The following is a 16,732-nucleotide window of genomic DNA, read 5'->3' on the forward strand; positions in this document are numbered from 1 at the left end:
TTAACTAAAAAATTGTAAACCTTTATCTATTTCAACGAGTACTTCCTCGTCTCGTTCTTTTGCTTTTGCCTCAAGTAATGCAGATTGGGCCTGCTCCCCGCCTATCTTACCTAAAGCCCATGCTGCTGTTCCTCGAATAACAGGTCGTTCATCTTTTCCAAGAAGTGCTACTAAATCTGGTATCGCAGCTTCTTCTTTAAAGTGCGCAAGTGCCAAAATAGCATTGCGTTGAATTGGCTTTTTCCCCCGCCACGAACCAGAAACATGTCCAAACTTTTCTTTAAAGTCACGATTTGAAATCGTTAAAAGTGGAACAAGTAATGGCTTTGCAAGCTCTGGATCAGGCATAAATTCCTCATGTATCCAATTAATCTTGCCTTTATTCTTTGGGCATACTGTCTGGCATGTATCGCAGCCATACAAACGATTACCAATATGGGTACGAAACTCATCTGGTAGCATTCCCTTAGTTTGCGTTAAAAAGGCTATACAACGTTGCGAGTCTAGTTGTCCCCCTTCGATTAAAGCTCCTGTTGGACAAACATCTAAACATAAACGGCAATCCCCGCATTCATCCTCCATAGGCTTATCAGGAGCAAAAGGGATATTCGTAATAAGCTCTCCTAAATATACATAAGAACCAAACTCAGGTGTAATAATCGAGCAGTTTTTTCCGCTCCAGCCTATCCCTGCACGTTCTGCAACTGCCCTATCCACAAGCGCCCCCGTATCAACCATTGACTCAATACGTGCACCTTTTACACGCTCCTCAAGCCAGGCTGATAATAATCTCAATCGCTCACGTAATGCTGTATGATAATCGACACCCCAGGAAGCACGGCAAAAAATTCCACGTCTTGCTCCCTTCTTGCCAACAGGTGCATTTTGCATGCGCGACGGATAGGCTACTGCGATCGCCACAATGCTCTCTGCTCCCTCTAACAATTGTAGGGGTTCGGTACGTTTTTCAACATCGCTTTCTTCAAAGCCAGACTGATAGCCAAGCTCTTGCTGGCGGCGCAGTCTATTTTTTAATTCTGTAAATGGAGCTGCTGTTGTAAAGCCAATCTTGTCTACACCAATGGACATTGCATACGCCACAAATTCACGTTGTAGGTCATGTATGTTCATTTTATTCCCAACTCCTTACATGGTACAATAATAAAAATAGATAAAGTAGGTGATGTTTTATGGACATTTCAATTAATCAATCTCTATTGACACAACATCCCGAGCTTAAAATCGGCATTATTCATTATACCAAAATTGTCGTCGCAGAATCCCCTCAAATGATTAAAGGCCGCATGCAATTGTATCAGGAAAATCTCTTTTTAGAAATGCAAGATCGTCCTGTAACGCAACGTGAGGGTATCGCAGAATGGCGACAACTATGGAAAAAGCTTGGCGCAGATCCGAATCGCTATCGTCACTCAGCAGAAAGCTTAATGCGTCGAATTAGTAAGCAAAATTATTTAACACCACTTCACTCAGGTGTTGATTTAAATAATTTCTTCTCCCTGCAATATGAGATTCCAGTAGGCTTATATGATGTAGCTGAACTAAAAGGAAATATAGAAATCGCACTTGGCAACGAGGATACTGGCTATGAAGGCTTAAATGGTCGTTTTAATGCATTAAAAAATATCCTTTATAGCTGTGATGCTGAAGGAGCATTTGGATCACCATTTGTCGATTCTAAACGTACGTCTGTTTCAGAGGAAACGACCGAGGCTCTACATATTTTTTACCTTCGTCCATCATTATCAGAAGAAAATGCGAAAGAGCTTCTTGCCTCTGCCGGTAAGATGTTTAACCAAGTTCATGGTGGCGATTATAAAATGGACCTATTAACAAACGCAGCACCAACTACAACACTGTAAAAGGACGTGTTTTCATGATTAATCTTGCAGAATCCGTTAAGCTAAAGAGTATTTTAGCAAAAAAAGTACAGGAGCTTATTGGCGAATTAGAACGTAGCGCTTTTGTAACTGTTGAAAAAGGACAAGCACCCAAAACCAGTAATCGTGCAATGAACGTAATTGAAGCTGAATTGGCTCAAGTACGTCTCGATGTTCGTATATTGGATCGTTTAGTATATGAAGCAAATATAAAAAACACAGTGGACTTTAAAGGTGAAAAACTAGCATTGGTTGAAGCGATTGAGCTTGCTACACAGCTGCGCGCAGATGCCGAGCTTTGCAAACAGTTTAGTATGCATGAAAAAGAGAGTGTACGCATGGGTTATGGTGAAAATACAATGCTTTATGAAATTGCAATGTATGAGCCAGATGAGTATCGTGAACGTGCTATTACACTAGAAAAAGATGCCCATAAATTATCGAATCTTATCAATGCAAAAAATTATAGTGTTGAAATCAACTTTGATGATTCTCGTTATTTCTAATCAGATCGTAAAATACTGCAATAAAAAAAAGCATCCTATTTTTTGAACTGCACCTGCAATTCTGTTTAACAATTGGAGTGCAGCTTTGGGATGCTTTTTGTTTTACTTACTTAAATCATATTCGATTTCAAATTTCCCTAAATCCCAATCAGCAAAAAGAAAAGTTACATTAGTCTTAGTGTTAGGATCAGTATATGTATAAGTGGGTTTCTCCTCTTCAAGAGCTATATCACCTTCTTCGTCAAATTTATCTATATCCAGTCCTAGTATATAAGCAATTGACATAGTGGATGTCATTCCTTCTGCCCATTCTTCTCCCTTTGCACTTATTTCATTTGCAGGGATTCCTTCTATAGAAATAAAATATCCAAGTATTTTTTTATTCTCATTATATCTAGCATCTATCTTATAATGACCCTTATGTTTTATAAAATCAGTATCCAATAAGTTTTGTGAGAAAATATTTTCCTCTTTATTCAGTTCACTAGTTATTGGTTCTGGAATTTTCGCTATTTCAATTCCTGCTTCTGCATTCTGTTTATACATATCAACTCTGGTATTATACTTTTTAACAAACTTTTCTACCTCAGCCTTTGATTCAGGATCAACTTCTTCAAATTTTACAGGAACTACTTTCTCTTCCTTTACTACCTCATCTTTCTTTACATCTTTCTCTTGTTTCTTCTCTGTTCCTTCTCCAGAACAGCCAACTAGCATAACTGTTACTAGAAGTAATAATAAAGCTTTCCTCATTACCTATATTCCCTCCGAATGCATATCATTATAACTATACGTGTTTAGATTCAATAAAATAGAATCATAGTAAAAAATACTTTTATTTCTATTTAATATCCTCTTATTAGAATTCTGGCAAAACTAGGTGTATATTACCATAAATATCATTCGCCATTTTTCGACATTTTGGTAAAATAAAAACTTTATGATGTACATTGAACTAACTAAAAAAGGTATTCAATACTCTCGATTACACCGAAGGAAACATCTATTCAAAATTAATAAAGCCTTGTATATCAAGGTTAAGGCCATAAAATAATAGGAAGAGTGTGTACAGGAATAAACAATTCAAATATAAAATAATTTATCCTCAGTATGTCACTGTGAGTCTTTCAAAAATTTGTAATAAATATGAATTTTTGCTCGCTATTAGAGTATGTAATTTATTAGTAACGATTTACAATGCGTACATACTGATGAATCAAAGCTTTTCATATCATTGGGAAATGTATACAATAGGTTATGGAGTCGATGAGACTTCATATCGAATTGGATGTGCTGTTTTCAAAACTAGCTTTTTGGAGCTAACTTAAACGAAACCAATGACAAGTTACCTGTTACTGTATGACCAATGACTATTAACCAACTATAAGCAATGGCCATACCTGTAAACTTACTAAATCATTCGAAAACACCATCCAATAGCTCTCTTACACCTTGTGTGTGGGAGGGCTTTTTTCATTCGCTTTCATTCGCAATGAATATCAACAGAGGCAAAATCAACATCATATTTTGATAATTTCACTTTCGTTAACTCTCACTCATCTAGTTTTTTTCATGTCTATTTGCCCTCTAATATGGACAGAATGGCTATATCAAAAGAAAGGGGTTAAACAATGACAAACCAACATGATTCAACAGACGAGCATGACATGACCTTGACAAATCGACAGGGGCACCCTATTACTAAAAATCAAAATATACGAACTGTCAGTAATCGAGGTCCTGCAACCCTTGAAAACTATGATTTTATAGAAAAAATAAGTCACTTTGACCGGGAAAGAGTTCCTGAGCGTGTTGTTCATGCGCGAGGTGCAGGGGCACATGGTTATTTTGAGACATACAGTGTTGTCGGGGATGATCCTATTTCTAAGTATACAAGGGCAAAAGTATTTCAGGATAAAGGGAAGCAGACGCCTGTTTTTGTGCGTTTCTCAACAGTTATTCATGGTGGCCATTCACCAGAAACATTACGAGATCCACGAGGTTTTGCTGTAAAGTTTTATACCGAGGATGGTAACTGGGATCTAGTCGGCAATAATTTAAAAATTTTCTTTATCCGCGATGCTATGAAATTCCCGGATATGATTCACGCCTTTAAGCCTGACCCTATTACAAATATTCAAGACGTTGAACGCTTTTTTGATTTCTGCGCAAGCTCTCCAGAATCCTTCCATATGGTGACATTCATTTATTCACCATGGGGTATTCCAGCTAATTATCGAATGATGCAAGGCTCCGGCGTTAACACGTATAAATGGGTCAATAATGAAGGCAAAGCTGTCCTTGTAAAATATCATTGGGAACCTTTACAAGGCATTAAAAACTTAACACAAAAAGAAGCGGAAGACATCCAAAAGAAAAACTTTAATCATGCCACACAGGATTTATACGATGCAATTGAAAACTGTGATTACCCTGAATGGGAGCTTAACGTCCAAATTATGGAGGATGGTCCGCACCCAGAGCTTGATTTTGATCCATTAGATGATACAAAGCTTTGGCCCAATGATCAGTTCCCATGGTATCCAGTTGGTAAGATGGTGTTAAATAAAAATCCAGAAGATTATTTCGCTGAGGTTGAACAGGCTACATTCGGTACAGGTGTGCTTGTGGACGGATTGGATTTCTCAGATGATAAAATGTTACAAGGTCGTACCTTCTCTTATTCTGATACACAGCGTCATCGTGTAGGTGCAAACTATTTGCAACTTCCTATCAATGCTCCTAAAAAACGAGTAGCAACCAATCAAAATGGTGGTCAAATGATGTATAAGCGTGATTTAGCTCCAGGGCAAAATCCTCATATTAACTATGAGCCTTCGATGTTAAATGGTTTAAAGGAAGCTACCCAAACGGCTAAAGAACACACACCACTTGTGGAAGGTAATCTCGTTCGGGAATCCATTGATCGTCAAAGTAATACGAAGCAAGCTGGAGAAACATATCGCAGTTTTGAGCAATGGGAGCGAGATGAACTGCTTGAAAATTTAATTCGTGATTTAGCTGTCTGTAATATTGCCATTCAAGAGGCGATGATTGCATTAGCGGAGAAAGCAGACGAGGAGTATGGTCGCTTGTTAAAAGAAGGGTTGCAAAAAGCTCAGAATGATTCTTCTTCATCAAAGCCACTTGGCAATATTGATGGTGATAAAGCGCCTAACAAGGCAGTAGATAAAGGTCATGACGCAGAGCCTTATTAATAACCTTACAGTAAAACGCTCAGCACAATATAAAGTGCTGAGCGTTCTTTTAATGCACACCAGGCAAAATTTTCAGTAACTTTTCCTGTGCATCTAAAATAGCATCTACCCCTAATGGAATAGCAATATTCGTTGAATCATGACCAATTTTAAAGCCTGCTACAACCGGAACGTCTAAATCCGCAAAATAGTCCTTCATTAAAGTATATAGAGCCGCTTCATCCGCTTCTGTTTGTGTAAAGGAACCGATAATAACTCCTGCTAATTGCTCAAGCTTTCTTGCTTGTTTTAATTGCTGCAACATCTCATCGATTTTTGGAATAGTTTCTCCAAGCTCCTCAATCAATAAAATTCGACTTTCCGTGCGCACTTCAAATTTAGTACCTATTGTATTAACAAGACGACGTAAATTCCCACCAATAATCTGACCACGAGCAATACCAGGTGCAATCGTTGTTAACGGGGCAATATCCTCCGTATACTGTAACTCCATCGGTGAAAATAACTGTAAAAACATTTTCTTTGATAAATCATCTATTCTATCTACAGACATAAGGAGCGGTCCATGAAACGTCACTAAATTAGCATATTCATTAATCGCACAATGTAAATATGTAAGATCAGAGAAGCCCCAGAAGATTTTCGGATTTTCCTCAAGTAGTCCGTAGTCAATCTTTTCCGCAATTCGAGCAGCGCCATAGCCTCCCTTAACACAAAAAATTGCTTTCACCTCTGGATTTCTCACCATCTCATGAAAGTCAGCCAGACGTTCCTCATCACTACCTGCCAGATAATCATGCTTTGCCTGAATCGTATCCCCAATTATATAATTAAGACCTAACTCTTCAAGAAAGGCTATTGCAACTCCTAGCTTTTCGGGCTCTACTTGACTTGATAAAGCCACAAGACCAACTATATCGCCCTTTTCTAAATGTGATACGGTGCTTTTCACCCTAACCCCTCCTATTGTTTTTCTCATTCTAGCATATAGATAATATTGTAGCATTGATTAATGGCGAAGCTAATGCCTACAATCTTTAAATGTCCGGGTGAATAGCCCGACTTTGGCGGGGCTATGGCGGGGCTATCCACGATTTTGATTGTTTTATCCACAATTTTGCCTGTTCTATCCACGATTTTGCCTGTTCTATCCGTCGTTTTCGTCTTTCTATCCGCCACTCTCGCATTTCTTCCCGTCGCTCTCGTCTTTCTTTCCGTCGCTTTGCCAACTCTATCCGTCACTCTGATTCCTATCCCCGTCCCTTCGAATTCAAAAAAATAAGCGCAGACTTCAAATAAAATAAAGTCTACGCTTAATTTCTATTTTGTTCCGCCGTAAATAATCGTTACATTCGGATGGTTTAATAATTGGCTTGCTGGGAAATCTTCAGTGATGATCCCACTTTTTAATTTTTCCATGGCCTCTAGTTTTTTCTCACCAAATGCAATTAAGACGATTTCCTTGGCATTCATAATAGATTGAATGCCCATTGTAATAGCGTGCGTCGGTACATCCTTAGAATCATCAAAATAGATGGCATTTTCTGTGCGTGTAGATTCTGTTAACTCTACGATATTAGTCAGAGATTCGAAAGATGTGCCCGGTTCGTTAAAGCCAATATGTCCGTTAACGCCGATGCCTAATAGCTGAAGGTCAATGCCTCCCACTTCCTTGATGCGAGCATCATAAGTAACACACTCCGCATCTAAATTTTCTGCCTTGCCATTTGGTAAATGTATATTTTCTTCCTTAATATCTACATGATTGAATAAGTTCTCATGCATAAATGTCCAATAACTTGCGGGACTTGATTGGTCGAGACCTACATATTCGTCTAGGTTAAAAGTGATCACGTCGTTAAAAGAAATAGTTCCAGCTTGTTGGCGTTTTAATAATTCTTTATACATCCCTACTGGAGAACCGCCAGTTGCTAATCCTAAAATACTTGCTGGCTTTGCTTGTAATTGTTTAGTGAAAATATCCGCTGCTACTTCGCTCATTTCATCGTATGAATTTACTTCTATCCATTTCATTTCGCATTTAATTTCGCTTGTCATTCGTATACCTACCTTACAATCATTATTATTAACTAGACTAATAGAAATAGTATTCTTATAGTAGCTAATATTTTAATTTTACAAGTTATTTACCTATTTTTCTATTATTTTCTTACTAATAATCGCGTGTATTCTTAAGCCATTTCGGTTATGTTATTTAATAAGGAGTGAGGCGATATTATGAATTTACAAATACAGCAATATTTAAAGCTTCTTCAATTTCAAGGATCTTTAGAGCCTTCTATTAAGTTACTTAGTCAGCTCCAAACAAGACATCTACATATAATTCCTTATGAGAACCTAGATGTTGCCTTGAAATACGGCATCTCCTTCGCTATCCCTGACCTTTTTCAAAAAATTATTATTCACCATCGTGGAGGCAATTGCTTTGAACTAAATATTTTATTTAGTTGGCTACTTCGCGAGCTTGGCTTTTCTGTGACCAATCGCTATGCACAGTTTTGGCGTAACGTTGAAGCAGATACTCCTGTTGAGGTTGTACCTATGCACCAGCTATTGCTTGTCCATTTTGCTGGTCAATCATATATTTCAGATGTTGGGGTTGGTGCAGTAGCTCCTTGTAAACCAGTGCCACTAATAGCTGGGCATCAACACCGTGAAGGTAATGAACTTTATAAAATTGAACGAGATGAAGTGAACGGCTGGATGCTGTACGAACAAACAAAACACGGTTGGCGTTTACTGTATACTTTTTTTGATGACGCTAACGATGCAAAGTTTGCGCCACGACTTTCTAAACAAAAAAATAAAATTGCTATGATTCGCACCCCTCGCGGACGACATACAATGCTTAACAATGAATTCCGAATATATGAGGGGCAGTCCCTAACGACCTATTCAACTCATAACGAAAAGGATTGGCGACAAGCACTTCAGCGTTTTTTTCATATCACATTAGATTAGACAAAAGCAGGCCTCCTTATCAATGGGAGACTTGCTTTTTCTGTTGCATTAACAAAAAAACCCCCACAATCCATTGCAGAGAATTCTTAATCAGTGTCAGGTTACTTGTTTTGAATCATGCCAAAGCCAAGCCCAGTTGGATCTACCAAATAAGCAAGATAAAATTCATCAAATTCCAGTTTATCTCGTACAATAACGGCACCATTTTGCGTAGCCTTTGAAATAGCTTCATCTAGAATCAACTTCAATTTGAATACGTGTTCCAAAAGGATAGTCATGTGGCCCCTTTACAATACCGCCGTTAATCCCTGATTTATTATCATCTCCAGTTGTTACACCCCTATATTCCCAATTAGGTGCAGCTACCTCCCAACCAAAAACCTTGGCATAAAACGCAGCAGCTTTCTCTGGCTCCTGACTATTTAATTCAAACCCAACTACTCTCCCCATATTATCCCCCCTGATTTTTGAAGCATAATTAATCGTTCAACAGTTTGGTGAATATTCCCTCGACCCAAATTATGTCTTAGCCAAAAAGGTAAGAAACTTTTGTAGCGGGCTAGTCCGTAACAATTGTTAAAACTTGATGACTTAGGTATTTAACCATTCTTTTAATAGTAAAATATTGTATAATAAAATTAGAACGGCCGTTCAAATGTTATAAAGGGGTAAATCATTGAATAAAAGACGTTATGATAGCGAGAAAGCAAAAGTTGAAATTATGGAACATGCGGTTAGTTTGTTTTCTCAAAAGGGCTATAATCAAACATCAGTCGGAGATATTTCAACCGCTTCAGGCTACAGCAAGGGACATATTTATTACCATTTTGAAAACAAAGAAAAGCTTTTTGTAATTCTAGCACAACAAACAATCCAAGATTGGCACAACAAATGGCTTCAAAAAGAGTGTATCTACTTCACGGCAGCAGAGAAACTATATGGCATGGCCATGCATGTTCTCTATCATTACCAAACACCTTTATTAAGATCCGGGCAAGAACTAGCTTCCAATCCAAAATCGAGCTCTGAATCAGTGGAACAATTATACAATTTAGCGATTTTACCGATGGGTGCTTATCGTGCAATCCTTCAAGAAGGCATTGATCGAGGAGAATTTGTTAATGGCAATATTGATGAATGGACAGTTCTACTAGGTACATGGCTAGGAGGTTTATGTCAGTTGACAAATACGCAGGAGCTTAAAGCATTAGAACCACTCTTTAATCAGGCAGTTACCATTTTTTTAAGAGAAATTAAAAAAGGTGGGATATAAATGAAAATTGCATGTATCGGAGACAGCTTAACAGAAGGTCGACCAGGGGTTTCATTTTTTAAACGATTAAGAGCTAAACATCAACATATAGAATTTGATAATCTCGGTAAACCAGGTGAGACAGTGAAAAGCTTACTCACTCGTTTAGAGAAATCGAAGCTAGCTACTTTTTATGACCTTAGCTTTCTTTGGATTGGTGTCAATGATGTCTACACTAAACTTTTGAAAGTGCAGGCACAACCGGTTTCAAAAGATCATCAAGAGTTTAAAGATTCCTATGTAAATGTTTTAAAAATGATTTTAGCCTTCTCTAAACATGTAGTTTTAGTAACACCAGCTTTAATAGGAGAGGAAATAAAAAATAATCCCAATATGGAATTAAAAGAGCTCTCCTCCATTATTCATTCCATTTCCTCTAAATATGAAAATGTTAGCTTTTTAAATATGCAAGAGGTTTTTGAAGATCAATTAAAACATGTTACTAGTTCGGGGTATGTGAACACCAATGTTATACGAGTGATGAAAGATGTACTGTTGTATAAAAATCCTATACGTATTGATCGATTATCCAAAAAGAGAGGGCTACATTTAACTTTGGATGGTATTCATTTAAATAGTAAAGGAGCAGAGCTTGTCGTCGAAGAATACTCAGCTGTCATTAAACGACTTCAATTGCAGGAAGCCCCTGTCCATTAAGGAATTCATACAAGAGGTGATGATTATGAGAAGGGTTGCGATTGTTACTGGTGGTGTATCAGGTATAGGGAGGGCTATCTGCAAAGAGTTAGTAAGTCGATATGTATTTGTCATTATTGCAGATATTAACGAACATGATGGACGTCTTCTAGAGGCAGAACTAAATAAAGATACTTCAAATGCTCGATTTGTTGAATTAAACGTAATCAATTTCAAAAATGTTGAACATGTCATTACAAATGTATATGAGGAATTTCAACGATTAGATTATTTGTTCAATAATGCTGGTATAGCTATGTACGGTGAAATTTATGATATGTCAATTGACGATTGGAAAGACATTGTGGATATTAATTTCTGGGGCGTTGTTTATGGTACACAAATTGGGTATCAAATCATGAAGGAGCAAGGTTTTGGACATATCATCAATACATCATCAGCTGCAGGCTTGGGACCATCTCCTATATCAACTGCATACTCAACTACGAAGCATGCTGTTGTAGGCTTAACAACATCACTACACTATGAAGCTGAGGAATTTGGCATCAAGGTAAGTACCCTTTGTCCGACTTTTGTTGATACACCTATTTTTGATAAAGCAACAGCTATTAATATCGATAAATCAGCGATGTTCAAACAATTGAAAAAGCAAAAAATGATGTCTTCACAGCAACTAGCGAAAATCGCTATTGCAGGCGTCCACAAAAATAAGCCTATTATTTGTCCTATGCCAATGCGTAAAACAATGGATGTTGTCTTTACGATCTTACCTTCGTTACACAGGGCATTAATGAGAATGGTCTGTAAAGTAAGTCGAAAAGCTCGATTAACATAAGTTTGTAACGGTAAAAGCTTTCTTCCGGATGGTAAAAAACCGCTATGCTTTTCTGCCGGCAAGGCACGAGCCGCATCAGTGCAAAAAATAGGATCTTGAACACGAAGGCATATGTCTCCTTCGCTATATTTTCATTTACACTACATTGAAAAACAATTCTAGGAGTCTCGCGGCTTTTTACCTTTTTAATTTAGATAACAAAAACACTGAACGAAATAACCCCTTTTAAGAGACAAGTAGCTAGTTTTTATGCTCTTCTTCATTTTTCTTATAAATACCTAAGAGTAAAATAATAAGACCTATGATAAAAATTATAGGAAATAAAACCATCATAATCGATGCTGCCCAACCGTTTCTAACCAATACTCCATACAATACGCCAATTATATATGATAAAAATGGTGCAAACGCAATCATTATAATGATACCCCAAATGATATATCTTCCTTTTTTTAACCTTCCTTCGCTTAATTGGAATCCCGCTATTAACCCTACTAATACAATTATTAAGGCAATAACAAACGTCATTTCAAATCACCTCCTCCTTTCCTTCTACAATATGCTGCTTTCGTTTATCGATTTGGTAACTTAACACTAGGCTTTTAAAAATATTTCGTAATTTGTGCCTAGACTGCAACCATCCATTGATTCAAAAAAAATACCACAACCATCAAAAAGCTATGGTTGTGGCTTTCTACTACTCGATCTAAATATCATCTTGCAAAATGACACCATCGCTCATTTTTATAATACGATCTGTATAAGCAAGCATCCCTTCATCATGGGTCACCATTAAAGTTGTAATGTTTAACGATTTAGTTAAATCCTTAATTAATATCATAACCTCTTTTGATCGTTGAGAATCTAAGCTTGCAGTTGGTTCATCTGCGAATAGAACTTTTGGTTTATGAATGATCGCACGAGCAATTGCAACACGTTGCTTCTCCCCGCCAGACAATGATTGAGGATAGGCCATTTTCCGATGGTCCATCCCTACTAATTTTAATATGCGATCCACTTCATTTTTTTGTTCCTGTTTATTTAATTTTGATTCAGAAACATCTAGCATTAGTAGCAGCTGGTCCTCAACTGTAAGAAAAGGTACGAGGTGTGCAAATTGAAAGACAAACCCAAATTCACTTGCTCGTACTTTTCGAACCTCCTCAGCGTTCATAATTGACAGGTTTTTTCCTTCAAATATAACATATCCATCTGTTGCAGGTTGAAGTCCCGCGGCAATTGTCAATAGCGTACTTTTACCGGAACCAGATGCACCTACCAATGCAGTTATTTCTCCTTCTTTTAATGAAAGATCTATCCCTTTTAGTATTTCCTCATCTACCTCGCCAGTCGTAAACGTTTTTCTAACTTCATCGATTTTAAATAAAGTCATATTAAGCCTCTCCTTGCTGTATCGCTTGTAATGGTTCAATTTTTTTAATTTGGATTGCTGAAATTGTAGCGCCTACAAATCCAATAATTAGGAATACGATCGATAATTGTGTTGTTGTCGCAATCGATAAAGTGAATGGCATTCCTTTTGGCGCTATCAGATTAAAGGCCTGGCTAAAGGTTACAGATAAAACAAGTGAAATAACTGTAATGATGGCCATCTGTGTCCATATCATTTTGAATAACTTGCTTGTTTTCAAACCAATCGCCTTTAAGATTCCGTATAAGCCGATTTTTTGGACATTCATCATATAGAAGAAGATGGCGTACAGCATCCCACTAATGACTACTAAAAACCAAACAATCATATTTAAAGACATTTGTTCTGCGTTATAACTTGGGATTGTGTTAAGAAATTCTTTATTTGAAAATGATTCTAATCCAGCAAATTCTTTCGAAGAATCTCCGTCTGGTACGAAAATCATCTGCATTTCATCCACACGATAAATTTCTTTATAATCCTCTTGATTAATATAGGCAACAGGTGCATGACTATATTTCTTTTGGATGGCAAATCCCTTTACTACAAACTTGCCACCAAATTGATTACTCGTTAATGTATCTCCTACTTTAATTCCTTTATCTTTCATGGAACTGTCTAATATAACTTCCTCATGTTCCACATTTTCAAATAACGCTGAATCGGTCGATGTAACAAAGGCAACGCTTTGCTGCTTATCGTCCTGATCATTTAAAAAGCCCATTTGTAATGAAAAAGCTACTGCATCTTTTTCTTTGCTCAATATTTCATTTTGTGTACCACTATCTATTTTTGACAGATTATAAGTTCGATCTGCATCCTCATTCATATAAAATTGACCTTGTGGTAAATCCTTAATTAGAGCTGCATTATCTTGAGACAATCCGTTCGCCAAACCAGAAATAATAAAAGTTAATAAACTAACTAAAAAAACAATTGACCCTAATATTAAAAATCTTATTTTATTTTTCTTAATTTCTTTCCACGCAAGATTCATCGTTAACTCCTCCATTCCTTTTTACATCCTTAGCATAAAATCCTTAAATGAACGGAAGATGAACTAATTATTAATTATGAGATGCTTTTAACAAAAAAAAGCTCATAAACCTTTTCTTTTTTAGGTTTACGAGCTGATTGTAATATTCATCATTATTATAGTACGCTTTTAACAGATCCATTAGCCCTCTAAACGAATGACAGCTTTTTTATAATATTTTGGGGTTTCCTCAATTCTTGATTCGTACAAAACTACTTCTTCTACTAGAAATTCAGGAAGCTGAAAATTATCTTCCATCAATGCCTCTGACGAAATTTTCCCGCATGCTTCATCCCACTTTCTTGCAACAGTTATATGGGGGACAAAGGGCTTCTTATCTAATTCAAATCCAACCTTCATACAGTCTTGGTATACTATTTCTTGCACAACTTTTAATTGCCGCGATTCGAGCAGATCCGCCCATAAAATTCTTGGATATTCTTTTCTTCCAAAAGTATTGAACCCCTGAATTTTTAATTCGAATGGAGAAACATTCAAAAGATTTCCCCTCGCTTCATTCATTACAGCTTGTAATTGCTCTTCATCCGCATGACCTAAAAAAGCCAAAGTGATGTGATAATCTTCCTGATGAACCCATCGTTTAAAATGAAAGTCTGTTTTTAATTTTTCCCCTCTCACATTAAGAGCTGCTTTAATGTCTGAAGGAAGTGGAACCGCAATAAAAAAGTGTCTGTTCATAATCATACCTCTCTCATCGTAAATGCTACTTCACAGGCATTATGTCTTTTCCTACTATAATTTAACCATAACTACTCACGCTAAAGGCGAATACTGCTCAGCTAAAGTAAACATTCCTGCTATTTAAATAATCCACTTTGCTTTTTATCTATTTTTTTCTTATTATCTTTTCTTATTATCTTTTCTTATTATCTTTTCTTATTAAATAACTCCCCAGCTTTCGGTGTTCCTGTTACCACAGCACCTATTATCTCAATATTTATTTCCCTTCTCCTTGTTAAACTCCTGTTTAACTTAATAGCTTCTATTATTGTTACTGCTGTTACAAAAACGTTCGTGCTGCTGGTGCATCACTTTGGATTACTACTGTAAAACAAATCTGATTATGTGTAAAATTTGTGTAAAACAAAATCAATTCTTATCGTTTTCTATCTTATTCTCAGGAAATGCAAAAAGCTCATAAACCCTATCATATCAAGGTTTATGAGCTTTCTTAACTTTTTTATCGTAACGTAAATTAAACTAAAGATACCGGTGGTCGGGGTCGAACCGACACTCCAAAGGAACACGATTTTGAGTCGTGCGCGTCTGCCAATTCCGCCACACCGGCACAATGGAGATAAAAAAAATCGGATAAACCGATTGAGTAATAAATTATGGAGGCGGCAACCGGATTTGAACCGGTGATAAAGGTGTTGCAGACCTGTGCCTTACCACTTGGCTATGCCGCCTTAATAATTGGAGCGGAAGACGAGGTTCGAACTCGCGACCCCCACCTTGGCAAGGTGGTGTTCTACCACTGAACTACTTCCGCAATAAATGGCTGGGATACCTGGATTCGAACCAGGGCGTGACGGAATCAAAATCCGTTGCCTTACCGCTTGGCTATATCCCAAAAGTTAAATATATAAATGGGGCGACTGATGGGAATCGAACCCACGAATGCCTGAACCACAATCAGGTGCGTTAACCACTTCGCCACAACCGCCATATTATTATATTTTATTATTTTAAATTAAATGGGGCGACTGATGGGAATCGAACCCACGAATGCCTGAACCACAATCAGGTGCGTTAACCACTTCGCCACAACCGCCATGAAATTAATTAATTGGCAGGGGCAGTAGGAATCGAACCCACATCAAAGGTTTTGGAGACCTCTATTCTACCGTTAAACTATGCCCCTATAAAAAACTGGTGGAGGGGGACGGATTCGAACCGCCGAACCCTAAGGAGCGGATTTACAGTCCGCCGCGTTTAGCCACTTCGCTACCCCTCCGGGAATACATGGTGCCGGCGATAGGAGTCGAACCCACGACCTACTGATTACAAGTCAGTTGCTCTACCAACTGAGCTACACCGGCAAAAAAATATGGTGGGTCAGGACGGAATCGAACCGCCGACACTTAGAGCTTCAATCTAATGCTCTACCAACTGAGCTACTGACCCATATTTTTAAAAAATGGCGGTCCCGACCGGGATCGAACCGGCGATCTCCTGCGTGACAGGCAGGCATGTTAACCGCTACACCACGGGACCATTTTGGTTGCGGGGGCCGGATTTGAACCAACGACCTTCGGGTTATGAGCCCGACGAGCTACCACTGCTCCACCCCGCGATAATAAGGTGATTTATTTAAATAATGGTGGAGGATGACGGGCTCGAACCGCCGACCCTCTGCTTGTAAGGCAGATGCTCTCCCAGCTGAGCTAATCCTCCATCTGGGTATTAAATGGTGACCCCTACGGGATTCGAACCCGTGTTACCGCCGTGAAAGGGCGGTGTCTTAACCACTTGACCAAGGGGCCATCGTTTGGAATGGAAAATCCTTAAAGTGCTGGCGGAGAGTAAGGGATTTGAACCCTTGAGACAGTGTTAACCGCCTACACGATTTCCAATCGTGCTCCTTCGGCCACTCGGACAACTCTCCAAGAATGGCTCCGAAGGCAGGACTCGAACCTGCGACAACCTGATTAACAGTCAGGTGCTACTACCAACTGAGCTACTTCGGAATAATTTTATCATATAGCCTAGCGACGTCCTACTCTCACAGGGGGAAGCCCCCAACTACCATCGGCGCTAAAGAGCTTAACTTCCGTGTTCGGTATGGGAACGGGTGTGACCTCTTTGCCATCATCACTAGACTATTTTGAAAGA

At 38.1% G+C, this 16,732-nt stretch carries 16 protein-coding genes, 16 tRNA genes, 1 rRNA gene and 1 pseudogene; 7 read left to right on the top strand and 27 right to left on the bottom strand.

Annotation, left to right across the window (positions count from 1 at the left end; genetic code table 11):
- Complete coding sequence (queG, locus tag AC3WSO_RS20900) at positions 1–1,131, bottom strand: tRNA epoxyqueuosine(34) reductase QueG (RefSeq protein ID WP_492533389.1); 1,131 nt, start codon at positions 1,129–1,131, stop codon at positions 1–3.
- Positions 1,132–1,190: 59 nt separating this feature from the next.
- Between queG and AC3WSO_RS20905 the strand changes: the two genes are divergently transcribed.
- Together AC3WSO_RS20905 and AC3WSO_RS20910 are read left to right on the top strand one after the other, a co-directional pair.
- Positions 1,191–1,880: a B3/B4 domain-containing protein gene (locus AC3WSO_RS20905; RefSeq protein ID WP_492533391.1), complete on the top strand. Its 690-nt coding sequence runs from the start codon at positions 1,191–1,193 to the stop codon at positions 1,878–1,880.
- 14 nt (positions 1,881–1,894) lie between these two features.
- Entirely contained in the window at positions 1,895–2,404 is a 510-nt protein-coding gene (locus AC3WSO_RS20910; protein ID WP_492533393.1) for a hypothetical protein, read from the top strand.
- 102 nt (positions 2,405–2,506) lie between these two features.
- Here the strand turns inward: AC3WSO_RS20910 and AC3WSO_RS20915 are convergent, their stop codons facing one another.
- Positions 2,507–3,157, bottom strand: coding sequence for a hypothetical protein (locus AC3WSO_RS20915; protein WP_492533395.1), 651 nt, complete (start codon positions 3,155–3,157; stop codon positions 2,507–2,509).
- Between the two features lie 878 nt (positions 3,158–4,035).
- On the opposite strand from AC3WSO_RS20915, the gene AC3WSO_RS20920 reads away from it, so the two are divergent.
- Positions 4,036–5,622 carry a catalase gene (locus AC3WSO_RS20920; protein ID WP_492533397.1) on the top strand — a complete coding sequence of 529 codons (1,587 nt, stop codon included), beginning with the start codon at positions 4,036–4,038 and terminating at the stop codon, positions 5,620–5,622.
- Between the two features lie 49 nt (positions 5,623–5,671).
- On the opposite strand, the gene AC3WSO_RS20925 is transcribed toward AC3WSO_RS20920, so the two are convergent.
- From AC3WSO_RS20925 to nagB, 3 genes are all read right to left on the bottom strand, one after another.
- Positions 5,672–6,574, bottom strand: a complete 903-nt coding sequence (locus tag AC3WSO_RS20925) for a S66 peptidase family protein (RefSeq protein WP_492533399.1) — start codon at positions 6,572–6,574, stop codon at positions 5,672–5,674.
- Between the two features lie 23 nt (positions 6,575–6,597).
- Positions 6,598–6,864 carry a hypothetical protein gene (locus tag AC3WSO_RS20930; RefSeq protein ID WP_492533401.1) on the bottom strand — a complete coding sequence of 89 codons (267 nt, stop codon included), beginning with the start codon at positions 6,862–6,864 and terminating at the stop codon, positions 6,598–6,600.
- A 78-nt stretch (positions 6,865–6,942) separates the two neighbouring features.
- Entirely contained in the window at positions 6,943–7,656 is a 714-nt protein-coding gene (gene nagB, locus AC3WSO_RS20935; protein WP_492534439.1) for a glucosamine-6-phosphate deaminase, read from the bottom strand.
- A 204-nt stretch (positions 7,657–7,860) separates the two neighbouring features.
- On the opposite strand from nagB, the gene AC3WSO_RS20940 reads away from it, so the two are divergent.
- The gene (locus AC3WSO_RS20940; RefSeq protein WP_492533403.1) at positions 7,861–8,604 is read left to right on the top strand and encodes an arylamine N-acetyltransferase family protein; all 744 of its coding nucleotides are present in this window, start codon (positions 7,861–7,863) and stop codon (positions 8,602–8,604) included.
- Positions 8,605–8,705: 101 nt separating this feature from the next.
- Here the strand turns inward: AC3WSO_RS20940 and AC3WSO_RS20945 are convergent.
- Positions 8,706–9,054, bottom strand: a pseudogene (locus AC3WSO_RS20945) (VOC family protein).
- Positions 9,055–9,280: 226 nt separating this feature from the next.
- Between AC3WSO_RS20945 and AC3WSO_RS20950 the strand changes: the two are divergent.
- From AC3WSO_RS20950 to AC3WSO_RS20960, 3 genes are read left to right on the top strand one after another with little or no spacing between them, the layout of a single operon-like run.
- Complete coding sequence (locus AC3WSO_RS20950; protein WP_492533405.1) at positions 9,281–9,877, top strand: TetR/AcrR family transcriptional regulator; 597 nt, start codon at positions 9,281–9,283, stop codon at positions 9,875–9,877.
- Positions 9,878–10,573, top strand: coding sequence for an SGNH/GDSL hydrolase family protein (locus AC3WSO_RS20955; protein ID WP_492533407.1), 696 nt, complete (start codon positions 9,878–9,880; stop codon positions 10,571–10,573). It begins immediately after the preceding gene.
- A 19-nt stretch (positions 10,574–10,592) separates the two neighbouring features.
- The gene (locus AC3WSO_RS20960) at positions 10,593–11,408 is read left to right on the top strand and encodes an SDR family NAD(P)-dependent oxidoreductase (RefSeq protein WP_492533409.1); all 816 of its coding nucleotides are present in this window, start codon (positions 10,593–10,595) and stop codon (positions 11,406–11,408) included.
- 240 nt (positions 11,409–11,648) lie between these two features.
- Here the strand turns inward: AC3WSO_RS20960 and AC3WSO_RS20965 are convergent, their stop codons facing one another.
- The 21 genes from AC3WSO_RS20965 to rrf form a co-directional block, all read right to left on the bottom strand.
- On the bottom strand, positions 11,649–11,936 hold the full coding sequence (locus AC3WSO_RS20965; RefSeq protein ID WP_492533411.1) for a hypothetical protein: 288 nt from the start codon (positions 11,934–11,936) through the stop codon (positions 11,649–11,651).
- A 178-nt stretch (positions 11,937–12,114) separates the two neighbouring features.
- Positions 12,115–12,801, bottom strand: a complete 687-nt coding sequence (locus tag AC3WSO_RS20970) for an ABC transporter ATP-binding protein (RefSeq protein WP_492533413.1) — start codon at positions 12,799–12,801, stop codon at positions 12,115–12,117.
- 1 nt (position 12,802) lies between these two features.
- Positions 12,803–13,837, bottom strand: coding sequence for an ABC transporter permease (locus AC3WSO_RS20975; protein WP_492533415.1), 1,035 nt, complete (start codon positions 13,835–13,837; stop codon positions 12,803–12,805).
- Between the two features lie 180 nt (positions 13,838–14,017).
- Complete coding sequence (thpR, locus tag AC3WSO_RS20980; protein WP_492533417.1) at positions 14,018–14,575, bottom strand: RNA 2',3'-cyclic phosphodiesterase; 558 nt, start codon at positions 14,573–14,575, stop codon at positions 14,018–14,020.
- A 529-nt stretch (positions 14,576–15,104) separates the two neighbouring features.
- Positions 15,105–15,185 (bottom strand) — tRNA-Leu (locus AC3WSO_RS20985).
- Between the two features lie 47 nt (positions 15,186–15,232).
- A tRNA-Cys gene (locus AC3WSO_RS20990) sits at positions 15,233–15,306 on the bottom strand.
- An 8-nt stretch (positions 15,307–15,314) separates the two neighbouring features.
- Positions 15,315–15,389: transfer RNA gene (locus AC3WSO_RS20995), tRNA-Gly, on the bottom strand.
- A 6-nt stretch (positions 15,390–15,395) separates the two neighbouring features.
- Positions 15,396–15,470, bottom strand: a tRNA-Gln gene (locus tag AC3WSO_RS21000).
- Between the two features lie 17 nt (positions 15,471–15,487).
- Positions 15,488–15,563 (bottom strand) — tRNA-His (locus AC3WSO_RS21005).
- A 32-nt stretch (positions 15,564–15,595) separates the two neighbouring features.
- Positions 15,596–15,671 (bottom strand) — tRNA-His (locus AC3WSO_RS21010).
- Between the two features lie 16 nt (positions 15,672–15,687).
- Positions 15,688–15,761, bottom strand: a tRNA-Trp gene (locus AC3WSO_RS21015).
- A 9-nt stretch (positions 15,762–15,770) separates the two neighbouring features.
- Positions 15,771–15,854: transfer RNA gene (locus AC3WSO_RS21020), tRNA-Tyr, on the bottom strand.
- A 9-nt stretch (positions 15,855–15,863) separates the two neighbouring features.
- Positions 15,864–15,939, bottom strand: a tRNA-Thr gene (locus AC3WSO_RS21025).
- Positions 15,940–15,948: 9 nt separating this feature from the next.
- Positions 15,949–16,024, bottom strand: a tRNA-Phe gene (locus AC3WSO_RS21030).
- Between the two features lie 14 nt (positions 16,025–16,038).
- Positions 16,039–16,114: transfer RNA gene (locus AC3WSO_RS21035), tRNA-Asp, on the bottom strand.
- Between the two features lie 4 nt (positions 16,115–16,118).
- Positions 16,119–16,193 (bottom strand) — tRNA-Met (locus tag AC3WSO_RS21040).
- A gap of 25 nt (positions 16,194–16,218) precedes the next feature.
- Positions 16,219–16,294, bottom strand: a tRNA-Val gene (locus tag AC3WSO_RS21045).
- A gap of 14 nt (positions 16,295–16,308) precedes the next feature.
- Positions 16,309–16,383 (bottom strand) — tRNA-Glu (locus AC3WSO_RS21050).
- Positions 16,384–16,413: 30 nt separating this feature from the next.
- Positions 16,414–16,505: transfer RNA gene (locus AC3WSO_RS21055), tRNA-Ser, on the bottom strand.
- 5 nt (positions 16,506–16,510) lie between these two features.
- Positions 16,511–16,587: transfer RNA gene (locus tag AC3WSO_RS21060), tRNA-Asn, on the bottom strand.
- A gap of 16 nt (positions 16,588–16,603) precedes the next feature.
- Positions 16,604–16,719, bottom strand: a 5S ribosomal RNA gene (gene rrf / locus AC3WSO_RS21065).
- Positions 16,720–16,732: the final 13 nt, after the last annotated feature.

The sequence above is a fragment of the Lysinibacillus sp. EB106-09-02-XG168 genome (assembly GCF_058791475.1).